The sequence below is a fragment of the Nocardioides sp. genome, assembly GCF_030019515.1.
Taxonomy (GTDB): Bacteria; Actinomycetota; Actinomycetes; order Propionibacteriales; family Nocardioidaceae; genus Nocardioides.
In genome coordinates, this window is the sequence record NZ_JASEEQ010000001.1 from 234,472 (window position 1) to 253,178 (window position 18,707).

An 18,707-nucleotide genomic window follows, 5' to 3' on the forward strand; every position below is an offset into this window, starting at 1 on the left:
GCGTAGATCCACCCGCCACGATCGTGCGGCTGAGCGTGCGCTGGGGCGCCCCGTGAGCCACACGACTCCCTGCGCCCGCCCCTCCTCGGCGCGCCCCCGCGGCGATGTCGGCGCCCGCTCCTAGCGTGGCGGTGTGCGCATCCTCCACACCTCCGACTGGCACCTCGGGCAGTCCTTCCACCGGGAGGGCATGCTCGGGCACCAGGCTGCGTACGTCGACCACCTCCTCGAGGTCGTCGAGCAGGAGCGGGTGGACCTGGTGGTCGTGGCGGGCGACATCTACGACCGGGCGCTCCCCCACGTGGACGCCGTACGCCTCGCCGACGAGACCCTGGCGCGCTTGGCGGCGTCGCGGGCCGAGGTGGTGCTCACCAGCGGCAACCACGACTCCGCGCAGCGGCTCGGGTTCAGCTCGCGGCTGATCGACGCCGCCGGGGTGTTCATCCGCACCGACGCCGGAGGCGTCGGCACCCCGGTGCTGCTGGCGGACGAGCACGGCCCGGTCGCCGTCTACGGCATCCCCTACCTCGACCCCGACGCCGTCCGCGAGCCCTGGAGGCTGCCGGTCCGCAGCCACGAGGCAGCGCTCGCCGAGGCGATGCGCCGGGTGCGCGCCGATCTGGCGGGCCGCCGCGCCCGCTCGGTGGTGCTCGCGCACGCGTTCGTCGCGAGCGCGGCCGCGTCGGTGCAGGCGAGCGACTCCGAGCGCGACATCAGCGTCGGCGGGGTCTCGCTGGTGCCGACGACGGTCTTCGACGGCGTCGACTACACCGCGCTCGGCCACCTGCACGGCCGGCACACCCTGACCGAGACGGTGCGCTACTCCGGCTCACCGCTGGCCTACTCGTTCTCCGAGGCGACCCAGGTCAAGGGCTCGTGGCTGGTCGACCTCGGCGCCGACGGGGTCCGGGCCACGACGTTCGTCGAGGCGCCGGTGCCGCGCGCCCTCGCGCGGCTGCGCGGCACCCTCGCCGAGCTGCTCGGCGACCCGCGCCTCGAGGCCCACGAGCCGGCCTGGGTCCAGGCGACCCTCACCGACGAGGTCCGCCCGCTCCAGGCGATGGAGCAGCTGCGCCGCCGCTTCCCGCACACCCTGGTCCTCGGCTTCGAGCCGGCCGGCGGCCAGCAGCCCACGGTCCCGTCTGCCACGATGCGCGGCCGTTCCGACCACGCGATCGCGCTGGACTTCGTCGACCAGCTGCGCGGCGCCCCGGCGACCGACGCCGAGTCCGCGCTCCTGCTCGCGGCGTGCGACGCGTGCGCCGAGGACCCCGACGTCGACGTGGTGGTGTCCGGATGAGGATCCACCAGCTCGAGGTGACCGCGTTCGGGCCGTTCGCCGACACCGTCTCGGTCGACTTCGACGAGCTGTCGGGCGCCGGCCTGTTCCTGCTCTCCGGGCCGACCGGCGCCGGCAAGACCAGCGTGCTCGACGCCGTGTGCTTCGCGCTGTACGGCGACGTCCCCGGCGACCGCAGCACCGCCAAGCGGCTCCGCTCCGACCAGGCGGGCCCCGGCGTCCGCCCGCAGGTGACCCTGGAGGCCACGCTGTCCGGCCGCCGGTTCCGGATCGTCCGCTCGCCGTCCTGGGAGCGGCCCAAGAAGCGCGGCAGCGGCCTGACCACCGAGCAGGCGTCGGTCACGATCGCCGAGCGGGTCGAGGGCCGGTGGCTGACCCACTCGACGCGGCTCGACGAGACCGGACACCTGGTCACCCGCCTGGTCGGCATGAACGCCGACCAGTTCACCCAGGTCGCGATGCTCCCGCAGGGCCGGTTCCAGGCGTTCCTCCGGGCGCGCTCCGAGGAGCGCCATCGCCTGCTCCAGCAGCTGTTCCGCGCCGGCCGCTTCGAGGGTGTCGAGCGCTGGCTGCGCGACCGGCGGCTCGCCCTGGGGCGCGAGAGCGAGGAGGTCCGCCGCCGCGTCGACGGGTTGGTCAACCGGGTCAGCGAGACCACCGGCACCCCGGCCCCCGAGGACCCGGTGGCCGACTGGGCGCAGGCCCTGCTCGCCGACGCGACCGCGCGGTGCGCGGAGACCGCGGCCGCCGCCGGCGACGCCGCCGAGACGGAGGCCGAGGCGCGCGCGGCCTGGGAGACGGCCCGCGCCCTGACCGAGCGCCGGGGCCGCCTCGACGCGGCCGCCGCCGAGCACCGACGGCTCACCGCGGCCACTGCCGAGCAGGACGCCGCCCGCGACCGGCTCGACGCCGCCCGGAGGGCCGCCGGCGTGGTGCCGCTGCACGCCGTCGCCGTGAAGGCCCAGCGGGCCCACTCCGCGGCCCGGACCGTCGTCGAGCGGCTCGAGGTCGCCGACCGCGCGACGCTCGAGGCCGCGGTCGCGGAGGCGGTCGACGGCGCCGCCCGGATGCGGGCCCTGCAGCCGCGGGCCGCGCGCCTCCAGCAGGTGCACATCGAGACCGTTCGCCTCCAGCGTCGTCAGCAGGCGCTCACCGAGGAGGTCCAGGCCGCGCGGGAGGCGGCCCGTGCCCTCGTGCAGGCGCTCACCGCCCGGGTCGCCGACGCCCGGGACGCGCACGCCCTCGCCCGGTCGGAGGCGCAGCGGCTGCGCGGCCACGCGCTCGACGTACGCGAGGCGCGCCTCGACGGGATGGCGGCCGAGATCGCCGGCGCCCTCGCGGTCGGCGCGTCCTGCCCGGTCTGCGGCTCCTGCGACCACCCCCACAAGGCGGCGACCCGCGCCGGCGCCCCCGACGACGTCGCGGAGAAGGCCGCCGTGCGCGCCGCCGACGACGCGGCCGCCACCGAGCACCTGCGCGACGTCGAGGTCCGCGACCTGTCCGCGCAGCTCGACGCCGCGGCCGCGCAGGTCGACCAGGTCCCGGCCGGGCTGGCGGCGCAGGTCGCCGCCGCCGAGACCGGGCTGGAGCGGCTCGCGGCGGAGGCGTCGGGGCTCGAGTCCGAGCTGGTCGGGTACGACGAGTCGCTGGCGGTGGCCCACACCCGCCAGGAGCAGGCCGGTCGCGCCGCCCTCGCGGCCCTCGACGGGCTCGACGCCACGAGCGTCGCGGTCGAGGACGCCCGGGCGGCGCTGGCGGCGGCCGTCGCCGACGCCGGGTTCGCGAGCGCCGACGCGGCCGTCGCGGCGAGCCTCGACCAGCGCACCTACGACCGACTGGCGGCCACCGTCGCCGACCACGACCGCCGGCTCGCGGCGGTCGCCGCGGTGCTCGCCGAGCCGGGGGCGGCCGAGATCGCGGCCGCGGTCCTCCCCGAGCTGGGTGGGCTCGAGCGCGGCCACCGGGCCGCCCTGGACGCCCTGGGCGCCGCCCGCGCCCAGGAGTCGGCCTGGGCCGCCCGGGCCGGGCGGCTGTCCGGCCTGGTCGCCGAGCTGGACGCGGCCCTGACCGCCTGGGGTCCGCTGCGCGCCGAGCTCGACCTGACCACCCGCCTGTGCAGCTTCGTCGAGGGCAAGTCCGCCGACAACCGGCTCCAGATGCGGCTCTCCGCCTACGTCCTCGCCTACCGGCTCTCCCAGGTCGTCGCCGCCGCCAACGCGCGGCTGGGCACGATGAGCGACCAGCGCTACTCCCTGGAGCACACCGGCCGGCGTGGCGCCGGCGAGGCCCGCGGTGGCCTGAGCCTGCTGGTGCGCGACGACTGGTCCGGCGAGTCCCGGGACCCGGCGACCCTGTCCGGCGGCGAGACGTTCGTGGTCTCGCTCGCCCTGGCGCTCGGGCTGGCCGACGTCGTCACCCAGGAGGCCGGCGGGGCCGACCTCGACACGCTGTTCGTCGACGAGGGCTTCGGTGCGCTGGACGCCGACACCCTCGACGACGTGATGGACACCCTCGACTCGCTGCGCGACGGCGGGCGCGTGGTCGGCGTGGTCAGCCACGTCGCCGAGATGCGCGACCGGATCCCCACCCAGCTCGTCGTGTCGAAGTCGCGGCGCGGGTCGACGCTGGCGATCAGCCGCTGAGCGGCGCGCTGCTCAGGCCAGCGACTCCCAGGCGGACAGGTCCAGACCCCAGTCGTCGACGAGCCGGCGGGCCTGCGGGCGGTAGAGCACCTGCAGCATCTCGCGCGTGCCCTCGGGCCAGTCCCAGCTCGCCTTGCTGGTGGTCGGCGAGGGGCGCTCGCTGTGCTGCAGCGGCACGGGCTCGAGGCCCAGGTCGCGCCACACCAGGTCGACAGCCGGCTGCGGCTCCGTGCGCGCCTGCTCGTACACCAGGACCTTGAGCCGGTCGCGTCCGACGAAGTGCGCCCAGGCGTCGAGCTGGTCGGCGTACATGCCGGCCCAGGTCTGCAGCTGCTGCGGCACCGGGAAGGGGTAGGAGCGGCCCCGGAAGGCCGCCAGCCGCATCGCGGAGCGGTAGCGCTCGACGGGGTCGCGGAGCAGGACGACGATCGGGGCGTCGGGCATCGTGCGGGCCACGACGGCCGACATCGACGGGTGACGCAGGTAGCTGGGCGAGAACTCACCGCGGCGGATGCCGTCGTCGGGGAAGAGGTCGAAGTACTCCGCCTCGGGCACGAGCCCGTCCGCGACCCGGTGGAACAGCTGCTGCTCCTTGACGTCGTTGGTGCCGAGGTCGACCTGCGGGTGCTGGCACAACAGTGCGGTGAACCACGTGGTGCCGCTGCGTTGCGCACCGATGCCGAGCCAGGAAGGAGCGCCCATGGCTGCGGACCCTATCGCAGCAGCCGGGCGTTCCCCGGGCTGAGGTCCGGTACCGTGCCGGCATGGCTGCTCCCGCCCTCGACCAGTCCTTCACCGCACTCCCCTACCGCAGCCTCGGGGACGCCGCGCTCGCCCGCGCGCAGGAGCTCGGAGCCAGCCGCGCGGACTTCCGCTTCGAGCGGGTCCGCTACCAGACCCTCGGGGTCCGAGACGGGGTGCTCCAGGGTGCGAACGACACCGAGGACCTCGGCTTCGCGGTGCGGGTCGTGCACCGGGGTGCCTGGGGCTTCGCGTCCGGGGTCGTGCTCACGCCCGAGGAGGCGGTGCGGGTCACGGAGGCCGCGGTCGCGGTGGCGCAGGTCGCGGCCGGGATGACCAGCAGCCCCGTGGAGCTGGCGGACGAGCCGGTGCACGCCGACGTGGAGTGGGTCTCGTCGTACGTCGTGAACCCACTCGAGGTGCCGGTGCGCGACAAGGCGGACCTCCTCATCGACTGGACCCATCGACTGCGGGCGGGCGCTGCCGTCGACCATGCCTCCGCGCACCTGCTCCAGGTGCAGGAGAACAAGTACTACGCCGACCTCACCGGCACCCGCACCACCCAGCAGCGGGTCCGGCTGCACCCGGGCTTCGAGGCCATGGGCGCCGGGGCGGACGCGTTCGACTCGATGGCCAGCATCGCCCCGCCCGTCGGCCGCGGCTGGGAGTACCTGGACAAGGGGGCCGGCGGACCCGACGGCTGGGACTGGGACGCCGAGATCGAGGAGGTGCCCGAGCTGCTCGCCGAGAAGCTGAAGGCGCCCAGCGTGGAGGCCGGCACCTACGACCTGGTGGTCCACCCCTCGAACCTCTGGCTGACCATCCACGAGTCCATCGGCCACGCGACCGAGCTGGACCGCGCGCTCGGCTACGAGGCCAACTACGCCGGCACCTCGTTCGCGACACCGGACCTGCTCGGCACGCTGCAGTACGGCTCGCCGGTCATGAACGTGACCGGCGACCGCACCGTCGAGCACGGCCTGGCCACCGTCGGGTACGACGACGAGGGCGTCGCGACCCAGTCGTGGGACATCGTCAGGGACGGGCTGCTCGTCGGCTACCAGCTCGACCGCGCGATGGGCCGGATGTACCCCGAGCTGAACGGCGGCCGCTCCAACGGCTGCGCGTACGCCGACTCCCCCGGCCACATCCCCATCCAGCGGATGGCGAACGTCTCGCTGCAGCCGGCGCCCGACGGGCCGTCGACCGAGGAGCTGATCGGCCGGGTCGAGCGCGGCCTCTACGTCGTCGGTGACAAGTCCTGGAGCATCGACATGCAGCGCTTCAACTTCCAGTTCACCGGCCAGCGCTTCTACAAGATCGCCGACGGCGAGCTGGTCGGCCAGGTCCGGGACGCGGCGTACCAGGCGACCACCACCGAGTTCTGGGGATCGATGGAGGCGGTCGGCGGCCCCGAAACGTGGGTGCTGGGCGGCGCGTTCAACTGCGGCAAGGCCCAGCCCGGCCAGGTCGCCAGCGTCAGCCACGGCTGCCCCACCGCACTGTTCCGCGGCGTCCGCATCCTCAACACCACCGACGAGGCCGGCCACTGATGAGCATCCCGATCAGCCCCCAGTCGTTCGTCGAGCACGCGGTCGCGACGTCGATCGCCGACGACTGCGTCGTGATCGTGCGCGACCGGACCAGCGCCAACCTGCGCTGGGCCAACAACACGCTCACCACCAACGGCGTGATGGCCGGCGTCGACGTCACGGTGATCTCGTTCGTGCGGACCGCCGCCGGCGTGGCGACCGGCTCGATGACCGGCACCGTCACCACCCAGGCCGGCGTCACCGGGCTGGTCGAGGCCGCGGACGCCGCTGCCCGGGCGGCCGCGCCGGCCGAGGACGCCAACGAGCTGGTCCGCGACGCGGTGTCGCCGGACTGGGACGACGCCCCGGTGCCGACCGACATCCACGTGTACGACGAGGTCGCGCCCGCCCTCGGCGAGGCGTTCGGCCGGGCCGCCGGCGAGGGCCGGGTGCTCTACGGCTTCGTCAACCACGAGTCCACCACGACGTACCTCGGCTCGACGACCGGGCTGCGGCTTCGCCACGTGCAGCCGACCGGCCACGTCGCCTGCACCGCCAAGAGCGCCGACCTGACCCGCAGCGCGTGGATCGGGGCCGCCACGCGCGACTTCTCCGACGTCGACCCGCTGGCCCTCGACGAGGCGCTCACCCGCCGGCTCGGCTGGGCGGAGCGGCAGGTCGACCTGCCCGCCGGGCGCTACGACACGATCCTGCCCCCGACGGCGGTGGCGGACCTGATGATCGATGCCTACTGGTACGCCGGCGCCCGCACCGCGTTCGAGGGGCAGTCGGTCTACAGCCGGCGCGGTGGCGGCACCCGGATCGGCGACCCGATCGCGCGGCCCGGCGTCCACCTCTACTCGGACCCGGCGCAGCCCGGGCTCGAGTGCGAGCCGTTCGCGCTCGCGGCGAGCTCCGACAACGAGTCGTCGGTCTTCGACAACGGGCTGCCGCTGGGGCGCACGGACTGGATCCACGACGGCCGCCTCGCCGCGCTGCTGCAGACCCGACACTCGGCGGCCATGACCGACCAGCCGGTGACGCCCGCGATCGACAACCTGGTGCTCGCCGTCGACGGCGCATCGGGCTCGGTCGAGGACCTCGTCGCCGGCACCGAGCGCGGCCTGCTGCTGACCTGCCTGTGGTACATCCGCGAGGTCGACCCGCAGACGCTGCTGCTGACCGGCCTCACGCGCGACGGCGTCTACCTCGTCGAGGGCGGCGAGATCACCGGGGCGGTCAACAACTTCCGGTTCAACGAGAGCCCGGTCGACCTGCTCAACCGGTTCACGCACGCCTCGGCGACGGTGCCGGCGTTCAGCCGGGAGTGGGGCGACGACTACTTCTCGCGGACGGCGATGCCGGCGCTGCGGGTGCCCGACTTCAACATGTCGAGCGTGTCGCAGGCCCGCTGAGGTCGTCTGGGAATCGGATGCAACCGGATCCCGGGCCGGGGCGTATCCCCTGTGTCCGAACACCACGACCGATCATCCGAAGCAAGGAACCCTCATGCGTACCACCTCGCCCGTCACCGGGCTGATCACCGGCGTCCTGGCCGTCGTCGCGACCTCCGGCCTGGTCGGCCTCGCCGCCCCGGCGACCGCGAGCGAGCCGACCACCACCCGCGAGCGCGGGATCGTCATCGAGTGCACCGGCGCCATCAAGGGCCGGGACGTCTACACCAGCCTCTACGAGAACGACACCGTGCGGAACACGATCCAGATCCTCATCGGCGACGACGGCCACCAGGTCGGCGGCAGCCGGGACACGGACCGCGACTTCCGCGACGGCCGCCAGGTCCGTGGCGTCCTCAAGGTCGCCGGCCGCCGCGCCGTCGTCGAGGGCACCGCCCGCAAGGTCGGCGAGCGGATCGCCGTCCACGAGGAGCACGACGACGCCGGCCAGCACATCACCGTCGACGGCTTCCACAAGCGCCTCAACACCGACCTGACCCTGACGTGGAAGGGCGCGACCGCACCGCTGACGTGCGACAACGCGTTCGTCTACGACCTGCAGGTCACCAAGGAGTCCACGGTCTGACCGTCGCCCCCAACAGCGGCCCAGCAGCGGCACAGCAGCGGCCCTAGCGACCCGGAGCGCCCCCAGGGATGGGGGCCTCCGGGTCGTACGGCGTCCGGGTGTAGACGAACGTCGCCACCTCGAGGTGACCGGCGGAGCCGTCGGGGCGGCGGACCACGTGCAGCTCCTCGCCGGCGTGGTAGCCGGACAGCCCGACGACCCGGCCGGCACGCACGCCGAACCGGTAGGCCTCGACCCCGTTGCGCCGGGCCACCAGCTCGGCCCCCTCCATCGTGAACACCACCGGGGTGTTGCCCCAGTGCCAGACGCCCGGCACGTCGACGAGCTCGGCGGGGACCGCCTCGGCCGGCCGCCACGGCTCGGGCAGGAACGGCTCGCAGCGCTCGAGCTCCTCCAGGAGCCCGACCACGGCCTCCGCCGGTGAGAAGCCGGTGGTCGCGTTCGCGAGGACGAGGCCGCCGGTGCGCCGCTCCAGGTCGACCAGGCAGGTCGCGAGGAAGCCGGGCATCGAGCCGGTGTGGCCGGCCAGCGTGCCGGAGCCGCCGGCGAACAGCTGGAAGCCGAGCCCGTGCGCGGAGCGCAGCCCGTCCTCGGGACTGCCCGCCTGGGGCGCGAACGCCCGGGCGAGCTCCTCGGCCGGCAGCACCTCGGGGTGGCCGCCGCCGAGGAAGGCGGTGTACGTCGCGAGGTCGGTGATCGTCGCCCACACCTGCCCGGCCGGGGCCATCGCCCCGGTGTCCGTGGCCGGCTCGGCCAGCAGCGTGGCGTCGTAGGGGTGCACCGACCAGCCCTGCGCCGCGGCGCCCTCGGGGAGGTACGACGTACGCGTCATGCCCAGCGGCGCGAGGATGCGGTCGCGGACGGCGTCCCACCAGCTCGTGCCGAGCGCCCGGGCGGCGACCTCGCCGAGCACGGCGAAGCCGAGGTTGGAGTAGTGGAACCGCTCGTGGACGCCGAACACCGCCCCGGACCCGTCGTTGGCGGCCATCAGCTCGGCGAACGAGGTTCCCGCCGTCCGCTCCCACCACGGGCCGGCGGGCTCGGACTGCATCCCGGAGCCGTGGGCGAGCAGGGTGCGCAGCGTCCGGTCGGCGTACGGGTGCCCCGCGAGCTCGCCGAGCACCGCGGAGGCGGGGTCGTCAAGGCCGACCCGGCCGTCGCGGACCAGCTGGAGGACCAGCACCGCGGTCAGGGTCTTGGTGATGGAGCCGATCCGGTACTGCACGTCCAGCGGGTCGTGATCAGGTACGGCGGGTCCGCCGTACGACCCGAACCACACCGGCTCGCCGTCGCGCACCAGGCCGGCCACCACCGAGGGCAGCCGCCCGGTCGACTGCGACCGGGCGACGCGGGCGAGCAGCCGCCGCGCCGTCGTGTCGCTGACCGTCACTCCGCGAAGGCTTCCAGAGGCGGGCAGGCGCAGACCAGGTGCCGGTCGCCGTAGGCCTGGTCGATCCGCGCCACCGGCGGCCAGTACTTGTCGGGGTCGACGCCGGTCGGGAAGACGGCGAGCTCGCGGGAGTAGGGGCGGTCCCACTCGCCGACGAGGGCCCGCGACGTGTGCGGCGCACCGCGCAGCGGCGACTCCTCCGGGGTCCACTCCCCCGCCGCGACCCGGTCGATCTCGGCGCGGATCGCGATCATCGCGTCGACGAACCGGTCGATCTCGCCGAGGTCCTCGGACTCGGTCGGCTCGACCATCAGCGTGCCGGCGACCGGGAAGGACATCGTCGGTGCGTGGAAGCCGTAGTCGACCAGCCGCTTGGCGACGTCGTCGACGGTGACGCCGGTCTCCTTGGTCAGGCCGCGCAGATCCAGGATGCACTCGTGTGCCACCAGCCCGCCGTGGCCGCGGTAGAGGACCGGGTAGTGCTCGCCCAGCCGGGCGGCGACGTAGTTCGCCGAGAGCACCGCGGCTGCGGTCGCGCGGGTCAGGCCGGCGGCGCCCATCAGCCGGATGTAGGCCCACGAGATCGGCAGGATGCCCGCCGAGCCGTACGGCGCCGCGCTGACCGGGCCGATCCCGGTGCGCTTGGCCTCCTCGGGGTGCATGCCGTGCGAGGGCAGGTACGGCGCCAGGTGGGCGCGCACCGCGACCGGGCCCACGCCCGGGCCGCCGCCGCCGTGCGGGATGCAGAAGGTCTTGTGCAGGTTGAGGTGCGAGACGTCGCCGCCGAACTCGCCGGGCTTGGCGTAGCCCAGCAGCGCGTTGAGGTTCGCGCCGTCGACGTACACCTGGCCACCGTGCTCGTGCACGATCTCGCACAGCTCGGTGATGGTCTCCTCGTAGGCGCCATGGGTGGACGGGTAGGTCACCATGATCGCGGCGAGGTCGTCGGCGTGGGCCGCGCACTGCGCGCGCAGGTCGTCGAGGTCGACCTCGCCGCCGGGCCCGGAGCGCACGACCACGACCCGCATGCCCGCCAGCACCGCGGACGCGGCGTTCGTGCCGTGCGCGGACGACGGGATCAGGACCACGTTGCGCGCCTCGCCGCCGTTGGCCCGGTGGTAGGCGCGGATCGCGAGCAGGCCGGCGAGCTCGCCCTGCGAGCCGGCGTTCGGCTGGATCGAGACCGAGTCGTAGCCGGTGACCTCCGCTAGCCAGCCCTCGAGCTCGGTGACCAGCTGCCGGTAGCCCTGGGCGTCCTCCGCGGGTGCGAACGGGTGCAGGTCGGCGAAGCCGGGCAGCGAGATCGGCTCCATCTCGGTGGTGGCGTTGAGCTTCATCGTGCACGAGCCCAGCGGGATCATCCCGCGGTCGAGCGCGTAGTCGCGGGCCGAGAGCCGGCGCAGGTAGCGCAGCATCTGCGTCTCGCTGTGGTGGGCCGCGAACACCTCGTGGGTGAGGTACGGCGTGGTCCGCCGCAGCGCGTCCGGCAGCGCGTCACCGGTCGCCGCGTCGACGGCGTCCAGCTGGACCGCGTGGTCGCCCGCGCCGGTCGACAGCCCGAACGCCTTGAGCACGCTGGAGACGGTGGACCGGGTCGTGCACTCGGAGGTGCTGATCCCGACGTGGTCGGCGTCGACCAGCCGCAGCTGCACGCCCAGCGCGCGGGCCGCGGTGACGACCTCGGCCGCCCGGCCGGTCGCCACCACGCTCAGCGTGTCGAAGTAGCTCTGGTGGACCACCGGGAACCCGCCCTGGCCCAGTGCCGCCGCGAGGACCGCGGCGTACCGGTGCGTGCGGGTCGCGATCGCGCGCAGGCCCTCCGGCCCGTGGTAGACGGCGTACATCGACGCCACGACCGCGAGCAGCACCTGGGCGGTGCAGATGTTGGACGTCGCCTTGTCGCGGCGGATGTGCTGCTCGCGGGTCTGCAGGGCGAGCCGGTACGCCGGGCGTCCCTCGGCGTCGACCGACACGCCGACCAGGCGTCCCGGCAGGTGCCGCTCCAGGCCGGCGCCCACCGACATGAAGCCGGCGTGCGGGCCGCCGTAGAACAGCGGCACGCCGAAGCGCTGGCTCGAGCCGACGACGACGTCGGCGCCGAGTGCGCCCGGCGACTCGAGCACCGTGAGCGCGAGCAGGTCGGCCGCCACGACGGCGAGCGCGGCCCGCTCGTGGGCCTGCTCGATGACCTGCCGCGGGTCGAGCACCCGGCCGGACGCACCGGGGTACTGCACGAGCACGCCGCACAGCCCGTCCTCGAGCACCGACGCGGGCAGGCCGTCGGTCAGGTCGGCGACCACGACCTCGATGCCGAGGCCGGACGCGCGGGTGCGGACCACCTCGATCGTCTGCGGCAGCGCGTCGGCGTCGACCACGAACGGGCCGGTGGCCTTCGGGTGCGCCCGGCGTACCAGCGTCATCGCCTCCGCCGCGGCGGTGCCCTCGTCGAGCAGCGAGGCGTTCGCGACCGGCAGCCCGGTGAGGTCGCCGACGACCGTCTGGAAGTTGAGCAGCGCCTCGAGCCGGCCCTGCGAGATCTCGGGCTGGTAGGGCGTGTACGCGGTGTACCAGCTCGGGTCCTCGAGCACGTTGCGCCGGATCACCGGCGGGGTGGTCGTCGCGTGGTAGCCGAGGCCGATCATCGCCTCGCCGGGGCGGTTGGCGTGGGCGATCGCGCGCAACTCGCGCGCGGCGGCCTCCTCGCTGAGCGGGGCCGGGAGGTCCAGCCGGTCGGCCGAGCGGATGCCGCCGGGCACGGCCGCGGCCATCAGCGCGTCCAGCGAGTCGAAGCCGAGCCGGGCCAGCATCGTGTCGACGTCGCCGGGGCGAAGTCCGATGTGGCGGTCGACGAACGGCAGTGCGTCGTCGAGGTCGGCGAGCGGGCGGAGGTCTGACATCGGGGCTCCTCGAAAGGTGTTCGGGTGCCTCCCCCTCTGTCGCGCCGCCGGGTGGTGCTCCAGAGTGCCTGACCCGCACGGTCCTGAGGCCTGAGAGGTTCCGGGGAGGAATTGCCCCTTCGGCGCCCCGGAGAGTACCCGGGGACTCTCCCGTGCAGGAGTGTCAGCACTCCCAATCTATCAAGCCGGTGCGCGCACCGCTGTCGATGCCAGCCGGTCTTGGTCAGCCGGTCTTCGTCAGCCGGTCTTGCGCGCGGCGCGGCGGGCGGCGAGCTCGTCGCCGGGCGACGGCTCCGCCTCGGGCTCCGCGGTGCGCTCGCTGGGCAGCTCGGCGAGGGTGCCCTCGATCTCCTGCCAGACGCCGCCGATCGCGATGCCGAAGACGCCCTGCCCGCCCTGGAGCAGGTCGATGATCTCGTCGTTGCTGGTGCACTCGTAGACCGAGACGCCGTCGCTCATCAGCGTGACGCGGGTCAGGTCGTCGGTGCCGCGCTCACGCAGGTGCTGGACCGCGGTGCGGATCTGCTGCAGCGAGATGCCCGCGTCGAGCAGCCGCTTGACGACCTTGAGCAGCAGGATGTCCTGGAACGAGTAGAGCCGCTGCGACCCGGAGCCCTTGGCGCCGCGCACGGTGGGCTCGATCAGCCCGGTCCGGGCCCAGTAGTCGAGCTGGCGGTAGGAGATGCCGGCCGCGCTGCACGCGGTCGGGCCCCGGTAGCCGGTGTCGCTGGGCAGCGGAGAGACGTCGTCGGTGAAGAGCAGACCCTGCTCCTCCGCGGTGTGGGCGGCGCGGGCCACCTCGGCGTGGTCCGACTGCTGCTCGTTCTCGTTCACACGGTCCTCCGTGAGCTACTCCGTTGTGCGTAGCCCCCGGGGGAAGGTGCCGCGCGGCCCGTTCAGGGGGGCACCACAGCGTGGGAGTTACAACAGAGACACTTCAAGGTAGGCCCCCGCCGCAGGCCCGTCAAAGATGCCGGCGGCGTGTCGCAACCCTCAACCTCTGGCTGAGGGTTAGGGTTCTGGTCGACCCGGGGTCGACCTCCCGCAAGCAGGTCGCCGTGCGGCGCTCCCCTGCCAGCTGCCGTGCCTGGGTGCGCTCAGGGCTCGGTGGGGGCGTCGAAGTCCTCCGGGGTGACCTGGTCGAGGAACTCGCGGAACTTCTCGACCTCGTCCTCCTGCTCGGCGGGTACGGCGAGGCCGGCCTCGTCGAGCACCTCCTCCGCGCAGACGATCCGGCTGCCGGTGCGCAGCGCCAGCGCGATCGAGTCCGACGGGCGCGCGCTCACCTCGGCCCCGGATCCGAGGACCAGGGTCGCGAAGAACACCCCGTCCTTGACGTCGGTGATCTGCACCTCGGTCAGCTCGTTGCCGGTCGCCTCGAGCACGTCCTTGAGCAGGTCGTGCGTCAGCGGCCGCGGCGGGACCACCCCTTGCTGGGCGAAGGCGATCGCGGTCGCCTCCACGGCACCGATCCAGATGGGGAGGTAGCGCTCGCCCGAGACCTCGCGCAGCAGCACGATCGGCTGGTTCGAGGGCATCTCCACCCTGACTCCCATGACATCGACTTCGCGCACCACTCCACAGTACCCCCGGCGCGAGAGCCGGCCCGGCGGCGCGGGGGCCCGCACCCCGGCGTACTTGTCGGCCAATACCAGTACTTCTGGGCCGAAGTTTCGCCCGAACAGTGCTGGTTTCCCCGGGTACCCGGGGAAACCGACGGCGGCGGCCGGGCGGGCCGTCAGGTCGAGCGCAGCGCGCTCTTCACCAGGGTCGCGTGCAGGCGCACCGAGAGGGCCGCGATCTCGCTGACGGTCTCCTCGGCGCGGGCCTTCGCGGCGGCGTCGCGACCCCGCTTCTGGGGGGCGACCACCTGCTCGACCAGACCGACCTCACGGTCCGCGGCGGTCTTGAAGGCCCGTAGGTGCCGGGGCTCGAAGCCGAAGTCGGCCAGCTCGCGCGCGGTCTGCGCGATCACCAGGGCGTCGGTGTCGTAGTGGCCGGTGCCGCGGTGCGGGGCGATCAGCCCGAACTGCTCGAGCTGGTCGAGCAGGTCCTCGGTGATCTCGGCGATCTTGACCAGCTCGCGGCGCGAGAGCCGCACGTTGTCACGCCGGGTGAACGACGCCGGGCTGGGCAGGCCGTCGGCCGCGAGCGCGACCCGCGGCACCGTCGGCACGACCGGGTCGATCGGCGGCGGCTCCAGGCCGCGGTCGATCGCGTCGAGGTGCTCACCGATCACCTTGAGCGGCAGGTAGTGGTCGCGCTGCATGCGCAGCACGTAGCGCAGCCGCTCGACGTCGGCGTGGGAGAACTTCCGGTAGCCGGCCGCCGTGCGCTCGGGCTTGATCAGTCCCTTGTCCTCGAGGAACCGGATCTTCGGGATCGTGACACCCGGGAAGTCGGGGCGCAGCTGGTCGAGCACCTGCCCGATGTTCATCCGCGCCCGCGCTGCCGAGGACGCCCCCGAGGCGGTGGACACGGCCCGGCTCACCTCGCCGCGTGTCCGGAGAAGAACACGAGGCGGTACTTGCCGATCTGGACCTCGTCACCGTCGGTCAGCTGGACCCGGTCGATCCGGTCCCGGTTGACGTAGGTGCCGTTGAGGCTGCCGACGTCGCTCACCGTGAACGTGTCGCCGGACCGGTGGAACTCGGCATGCCGGCGGGAGACGGTGACGTCGTCGAGGAAGATCTCGCTGTCGGGGTGACGGCCGGCGTTGACGACGTCGGCGTCCAGCAGGAACCGGCTGCCGGCCCCCGGGCCGCGCTGCACCACGAGCAGGGCGTGGCCGGCCGGGAGCGCGTCCACGGCCGCCGCGTCCACGGCGTTGAGCTGGCGGTCGGAGGTCTCGACCTTGTCGGCGCCGAGACCGATCGCGATCGTCGCCGTCGACTCCTCGGACGGCTCCCGGGTCGCGGCGGGGCCCGCCGGCGGCGACGCGGTGACCAGGCGGGTGCCGCACTGGGAGCAGAAGCGTGCGTCGTCGGGGTTCTGCGTGCCACACGCTGTGCAGAACGGCATCGGTCTGTCCTTCGGTCGGGGGGCAAACCCTCAGGGCCGGGTTGAGGTTGACGGTTGGTCCGAACCTATCAGCCCGACCCGGCCGATCAAGACCGATCAGGACCGCTCAGGACCGATGAGGATCGATGAGAACCGCTCAGGACCGGTCAGGCGTCGAGCGAGGCCTCGTACGCCGCCGCGTCGAGCAGCGCGTCCAGGCCGGTGCGATCGCTCGGGACCACCTCGAAGAGCCAGCCGCCGCCGTACGGGTCGTTGTTGACGAGCTCGGGGGTCGCGTCCAGGGCGTCGTTGCGGGCCACGACCTCACCGGAGACCGGCGCGTAGACGTCGCTCACCGACTTCGTGGACTCCAGCTCGCCGCAGGTGTCGCCGGCGTCGACCGTCGACCCGAGCTCGGGGAGCGAGACGTAGACGATGTCACCCAGCGCGTCCTGCGCGTAGTGGGTGATGCCGATCCGGACCGAGCCCTCGTGCTCCCCGGGCTCGCGGACCCACTCGTGCTCGGTGCTGTACTTCAGGTCGTCGGGGTACAAGGCGTCTCCTCGGGGGATCGGTGCCGGGGTCGAGGGCGCACGGGCGCCCAGCGCTGAGGCTACTGCGCGCCGTCGGGTTCGGCGTACTCCGGTCTCTCGGGCTTGACCACACTCTCGATGTCCAGGGAGGCGAGCTCGTCGACCACGACGCTCGCGCCGTCGTCCTGGAACAGGTCGCGCGGCCCGTCGGGGAAGTCGATGCCCGAGCTGGCGAGGGTGTGCGGCTCCCCGATCACGTCGATGACGTACGGCGAGGTGACCATCTGGCCGCCGACCAGGAGCCCGCCGGAGACGTCCTCCACCGCCGTGTCGGCCACCACCCGGACCTGGCCGTTGATCTGGATCGCCTCGGCGCCGGCGGTGCGCAGCTCCTGGAGGGTGTCGACCATGCTCTGCACCCCGACGACGCCGGTCTGCTCGGTGACGGTCACCCGGATGCCCGGGCCCGTCACGGGGACCAGCCCGGCGAGGATGGCGAGGGTGTCGGCCTCCTGCTGGGCCTGGGCGAGGGCGGCCTCGCGCGAGCCGGTGTCGGAGAGCAGGTCGTCGCGGGTGCGCTGCAGCCGGGCGATCTCGGCCTCGGCGCGCTGGCTGGTGCCGGCCAGGCCGTTGAGCACGTCGATCAGGTCCTGCTCGCGCAGGCTGCCGTAGGTGTTGTCGACCTCGTTGAAGCGGACCTGCGTGACGGCGGCGTAGCCGAGGACGGCGAGCAGCACCGCGACCACTGCCTGGCTGCGGCTGGGCCGCACCAGGGCGCGGAGCAGGCGCTGCCGTCCGGTCGGCTGCTCCTCAGGCATGGAACAGGTGCCTTCGGATGGCGGCGACGTTGGAGAAGATCCGGATCCCGAGCACCACGATCACGCCGGTCGACAGCTGGCCGCCCACGCCCAGCTTGTCGCCGAGGTAGACGATCGCGGCCGCGATCACGACGTTGCTGACGAACGAGACGACGAACACCTTGTCGTCGAAGATGCCGTCCAGGTAGGCACGGAGGGCACCGAAGACCGCGTCCAGCGCGGCGACGACGGCGATCGGCAGGTAGGGCTCGAGGCCGGCCGGGACGTCGGGCTGGAACACCACGCCCAGCACGATCCCGACCAGCAGCCCGAGTGCGGCGATCACGGCGGTGTCTCCTTCCGACGCTTGACGAGGTTCTCCTTGGCGGTGCCCTCGACGGCCCAGCTCAGGCGCTGCAGGCGCTGCGGGGCCGCGGGGAGGGCGAGCCGGTCCACATTGTCCATCTTCCAGGGGAAGCCGAAGTGGCTGGCCGTGTCGCGGAACGTCAGGCCGCTCGTGGTCTCCATCAGGTCGGCCTGGAGGGTGCGCGGGTCGCCGATGGCGAGCACGACGTACGGCGGCGACAGCGGCCGGAAGTTCACGTGGATCGCGGCGCCCGAGTTGCGGATCGGCGTGCGGGCGGTGAGCCGCTGGCCGTTGATCGAGATCGCCTCGGCCCCGGCGTTCCACAGCCCGTCGACCAGCGGGCGCAGGTCCCGGTCGCGGACCGAGAAGCTCTCGGCGTCGTCGACCGTGACCCGGACGCCCGGGCCGGTGACGGCGCCGAAGCCGGTGACTGCCTCGAGGCGCTCGACCCGGGCGAGCGCCCCCTGCGCGGAGGCCGTGACGTCGACAAGGTTGTCCTGCAGCGAGACGTCGAGCTCGCGGAGGTCGACGATGCGCTCCTGGAGCGCCGCCACGTCGGCGCGGCCGCGGTCGATGTTGGCGATCAGCGACGCCCGGCTGGCGCTCTCCACCCCGGCGCGCTGGGAGTTCTGGACGGCCGCGACCGTCACCAGCAGGCCGAAGACGGCCACCACCACGGTCGCGGTCCCCACCCGCCGGCGGTGGGTGGGCATCGCGCCCTGGTCGGCCCGCCGCTCGGCGACGTGGCGGTAGTCCTCGTCGAGGGACTGCTGGGTGATCAGGGTCAGCAGCGGCGTGCTGACCCGCTCGGCGGCCGCGGCCGGGGTGTCAGGCATCGGGGACCGCCGCCCGGCGCCGCTCGGTGGTGGCCAGCAGGGTGCGGACCTGCCAGGCGTAGAGGATGCCCGCCCACCAGTAGAGGCCGATGCCCCACAGGGCGAACGCCCAGCCGAACACGTTCGCGAGGGTCGCCACGGTGCCCTCCCCGTCGCCGAGGAGCAGCAGGGGGAAGGCGTAGAGGAGGTTGAACGTCGCCGCCTTGCCCAGGAAGTGCACCGGCAGCGCGCTGTAGCCGCGGGTCCGCAGCAGGGGCACCAGACCCCAGAGCAGGAGGTCGCGCAGCGGCAGCGACAGCGCCGCCCACCAGGGGATCACGTCGCGCAGCGCGAGGCCCACGACGACCGCGAGGATGTAGAGCCGGTCGGCGACCGGGTCCAGGATCTGGCCGAGTGCCGAGGTCTGCCCGAGCCGGCGCGCGAGGTAGCCGTCGAGGAAGTCGGTGACACCGGCGATCGCCAGCAGCGCCAGCGCCCAGCCGTCCGCCTCCGGGCCGAGCACCAGCCACAGGAACACCGGGACGCCTGCCAACCGGACCACGCTGAGCAGGTTGGGAAGTGTCCACACGCGGTTGCGCGTCGAGTCGTCCGCCACTGCTCGCCTGTCCGCTCTCCCGGGTCGTGCTGCCGCG

At 73.7% G+C, this 18,707-nt stretch carries 17 protein-coding genes and 1 riboswitch; of the genes, 5 read left to right on the plus strand and 12 right to left on the minus strand.

Translation table 11 applies throughout. The features are described from left to right. The first annotated feature begins 133 nt into the window (after window positions 1–133). Both QMC84_RS01155 and QMC84_RS01160 read left to right on the plus strand, forming a co-directional pair. Window positions 134–1,300, plus strand: coding sequence for an exonuclease SbcCD subunit D (locus QMC84_RS01155; RefSeq protein ID WP_300370855.1), 1,167 nt, complete (start codon window positions 134–136; stop codon window positions 1,298–1,300). Continuing rightward, window positions 1,297–3,942: an SMC family ATPase gene (locus QMC84_RS01160; protein WP_300370858.1), complete on the plus strand. Its 2,646-nt coding sequence runs from the start codon at window positions 1,297–1,299 to the stop codon at window positions 3,940–3,942. Before QMC84_RS01155 ends, QMC84_RS01160 begins: the two co-directional genes overlap by 4 nt. A gap of 12 nt (window positions 3,943–3,954) precedes the next feature. Here QMC84_RS01160 and QMC84_RS01165 read toward each other — a convergent pair whose 3' ends face one another. Further along, entirely contained in the window at window positions 3,955–4,644 is a 690-nt protein-coding gene (locus QMC84_RS01165) for a sulfotransferase (RefSeq protein ID WP_300370861.1), read from the minus strand. 62 nt (window positions 4,645–4,706) lie between these two features. On the opposite strand from QMC84_RS01165, the gene QMC84_RS01170 reads away from it, so the two are divergent. The 3 genes from QMC84_RS01170 (at window position 4,707) to QMC84_RS01180 (ending at window position 8,255) form a co-directional block, all read left to right on the plus strand. Then, window positions 4,707–6,236 carry a TldD/PmbA family protein gene (locus QMC84_RS01170; protein WP_300370864.1) on the plus strand — a complete coding sequence of 510 codons (1,530 nt, stop codon included), beginning with the start codon at window positions 4,707–4,709 and terminating at the stop codon, window positions 6,234–6,236. Beyond that, window positions 6,236–7,630, plus strand: a complete 1,395-nt coding sequence (locus QMC84_RS01175) for a metallopeptidase TldD-related protein (RefSeq protein WP_300370867.1) — start codon at window positions 6,236–6,238, stop codon at window positions 7,628–7,630. Before QMC84_RS01170 ends, QMC84_RS01175 begins: the two co-directional genes overlap by 1 nt. A gap of 94 nt (window positions 7,631–7,724) precedes the next feature. After that, complete coding sequence (locus QMC84_RS01180) at window positions 7,725–8,255, plus strand: hypothetical protein (RefSeq protein WP_300370870.1); 531 nt, start codon at window positions 7,725–7,727, stop codon at window positions 8,253–8,255. A gap of 43 nt (window positions 8,256–8,298) precedes the next feature. Here QMC84_RS01180 and QMC84_RS01185 read toward each other — a convergent pair whose 3' ends face one another. The 11 genes from QMC84_RS01185 to QMC84_RS01235 all read right to left on the minus strand — a co-directional run bounded on the left by QMC84_RS01185 (window position 8,299) and on the right by QMC84_RS01235 (window position 18,670). After that, window positions 8,299–9,645, minus strand: coding sequence for a serine hydrolase domain-containing protein (locus tag QMC84_RS01185; protein WP_300370873.1), 1,347 nt, complete (start codon window positions 9,643–9,645; stop codon window positions 8,299–8,301). Continuing rightward, the gene (gene gcvP, locus QMC84_RS01190; protein ID WP_300370876.1) at window positions 9,642–12,542 is read right to left on the minus strand and encodes an aminomethyl-transferring glycine dehydrogenase; all 2,901 of its coding nucleotides are present in this window, start codon (window positions 12,540–12,542) and stop codon (window positions 9,642–9,644) included. Before gcvP ends, QMC84_RS01185 begins: the two co-directional genes overlap by 4 nt. Before the next feature lie 68 nt (window positions 12,543–12,610). Then, a riboswitch (glycine riboswitch) is annotated at window positions 12,611–12,705 on the minus strand. Between the two features lie 74 nt (window positions 12,706–12,779). Further along, a complete protein-coding gene (locus tag QMC84_RS01195; RefSeq protein ID WP_366145730.1) occupies window positions 12,780–13,340 on the minus strand; it encodes a MerR family transcriptional regulator in 561 nt (186 codons plus the stop codon). 299 nt (window positions 13,341–13,639) lie between these two features. Further along, window positions 13,640–14,116 (minus strand): bifunctional nuclease family protein, encoded by a 477-nt coding sequence (locus QMC84_RS01200; protein WP_300370881.1) that lies wholly within the window; start codon window positions 14,114–14,116, stop codon window positions 13,640–13,642. Between the two features lie 164 nt (window positions 14,117–14,280). After that, window positions 14,281–15,021 (minus strand): MerR family transcriptional regulator, encoded by a 741-nt coding sequence (locus tag QMC84_RS01205; protein WP_300370884.1) that lies wholly within the window; start codon window positions 15,019–15,021, stop codon window positions 14,281–14,283. 8 nt (window positions 15,022–15,029) lie between these two features. Further along, window positions 15,030–15,563 (minus strand): FHA domain-containing protein, encoded by a 534-nt coding sequence (locus QMC84_RS01210; RefSeq protein WP_300370887.1) that lies wholly within the window; start codon window positions 15,561–15,563, stop codon window positions 15,030–15,032. Between the two features lie 146 nt (window positions 15,564–15,709). After that, window positions 15,710–16,096: a glycine cleavage system protein GcvH gene (gene gcvH / locus QMC84_RS01215; protein WP_300370890.1), complete on the minus strand. Its 387-nt coding sequence runs from the start codon at window positions 16,094–16,096 to the stop codon at window positions 15,710–15,712. A 59-nt stretch (window positions 16,097–16,155) separates the two neighbouring features. Next, a complete protein-coding gene (locus QMC84_RS01220) occupies window positions 16,156–16,893 on the minus strand; it encodes a DUF881 domain-containing protein (RefSeq protein ID WP_300370893.1) in 738 nt (245 codons plus the stop codon). Beyond that, a complete protein-coding gene (locus tag QMC84_RS01225) occupies window positions 16,886–17,218 on the minus strand; it encodes a DUF1290 domain-containing protein (RefSeq protein ID WP_011756159.1) in 333 nt (110 codons plus the stop codon). The genes QMC84_RS01220 and QMC84_RS01225 overlap by 8 nt, the downstream gene beginning before the upstream one ends. Beyond that, entirely contained in the window at window positions 17,215–18,075 is an 861-nt protein-coding gene (locus QMC84_RS01230) for a DUF881 domain-containing protein (protein WP_300370902.1), read from the minus strand. The genes QMC84_RS01225 and QMC84_RS01230 overlap by 4 nt, the downstream gene beginning before the upstream one ends. After that, window positions 18,068–18,670 carry a CDP-alcohol phosphatidyltransferase family protein gene (locus QMC84_RS01235; RefSeq protein WP_300370905.1) on the minus strand — a complete coding sequence of 201 codons (603 nt, stop codon included), beginning with the start codon at window positions 18,668–18,670 and terminating at the stop codon, window positions 18,068–18,070. Before QMC84_RS01235 ends, QMC84_RS01230 begins: the two co-directional genes overlap by 8 nt. Between the last annotated feature and the right edge of the window lie 37 nt (window positions 18,671–18,707).

What these genes read in the sequence shown, in the direction of transcription:
- QMC84_RS01210 (WP_300370887.1), bottom strand. Translation starts at nt 15,563, where the DNA reads ATGCCGTTCTGCACAGCGTGTGGCACGCAGAACCCCGACGACGCACGC.
- QMC84_RS01165 (WP_300370861.1), bottom strand. Translation starts at nt 4,644, where the DNA reads ATGGGCGCTCCTTCCTGGCTCGGCATCGGTGCGCAACGCAGCGGCACC.
- QMC84_RS01170 (WP_300370864.1), top strand. Translation starts at nt 4,707, where the DNA reads ATGGCTGCTCCCGCCCTCGACCAGTCCTTCACCGCACTCCCCTACCGC.
- QMC84_RS01180 (WP_300370870.1), top strand. Translation starts at nt 7,725, where the DNA reads ATGCGTACCACCTCGCCCGTCACCGGGCTGATCACCGGCGTCCTGGCC.
- gcvP (WP_300370876.1), bottom strand. Translation starts at nt 12,542, where the DNA reads ATGTCAGACCTCCGCCCGCTCGCCGACCTCGACGACGCACTGCCGTTC.
- QMC84_RS01230 (WP_300370902.1), bottom strand. Translation starts at nt 18,075, where the DNA reads ATGCCTGACACCCCGGCCGCGGCCGCCGAGCGGGTCAGCACGCCGCTG.
- QMC84_RS01220 (WP_300370893.1), bottom strand. Translation starts at nt 16,893, where the DNA reads ATGCCTGAGGAGCAGCCGACCGGACGGCAGCGCCTGCTCCGCGCCCTG.
- QMC84_RS01175 (WP_300370867.1), top strand. Translation starts at nt 6,236, where the DNA reads ATGAGCATCCCGATCAGCCCCCAGTCGTTCGTCGAGCACGCGGTCGCG.
- QMC84_RS01160 (WP_300370858.1), top strand. Translation starts at nt 1,297, where the DNA reads ATGAGGATCCACCAGCTCGAGGTGACCGCGTTCGGGCCGTTCGCCGAC.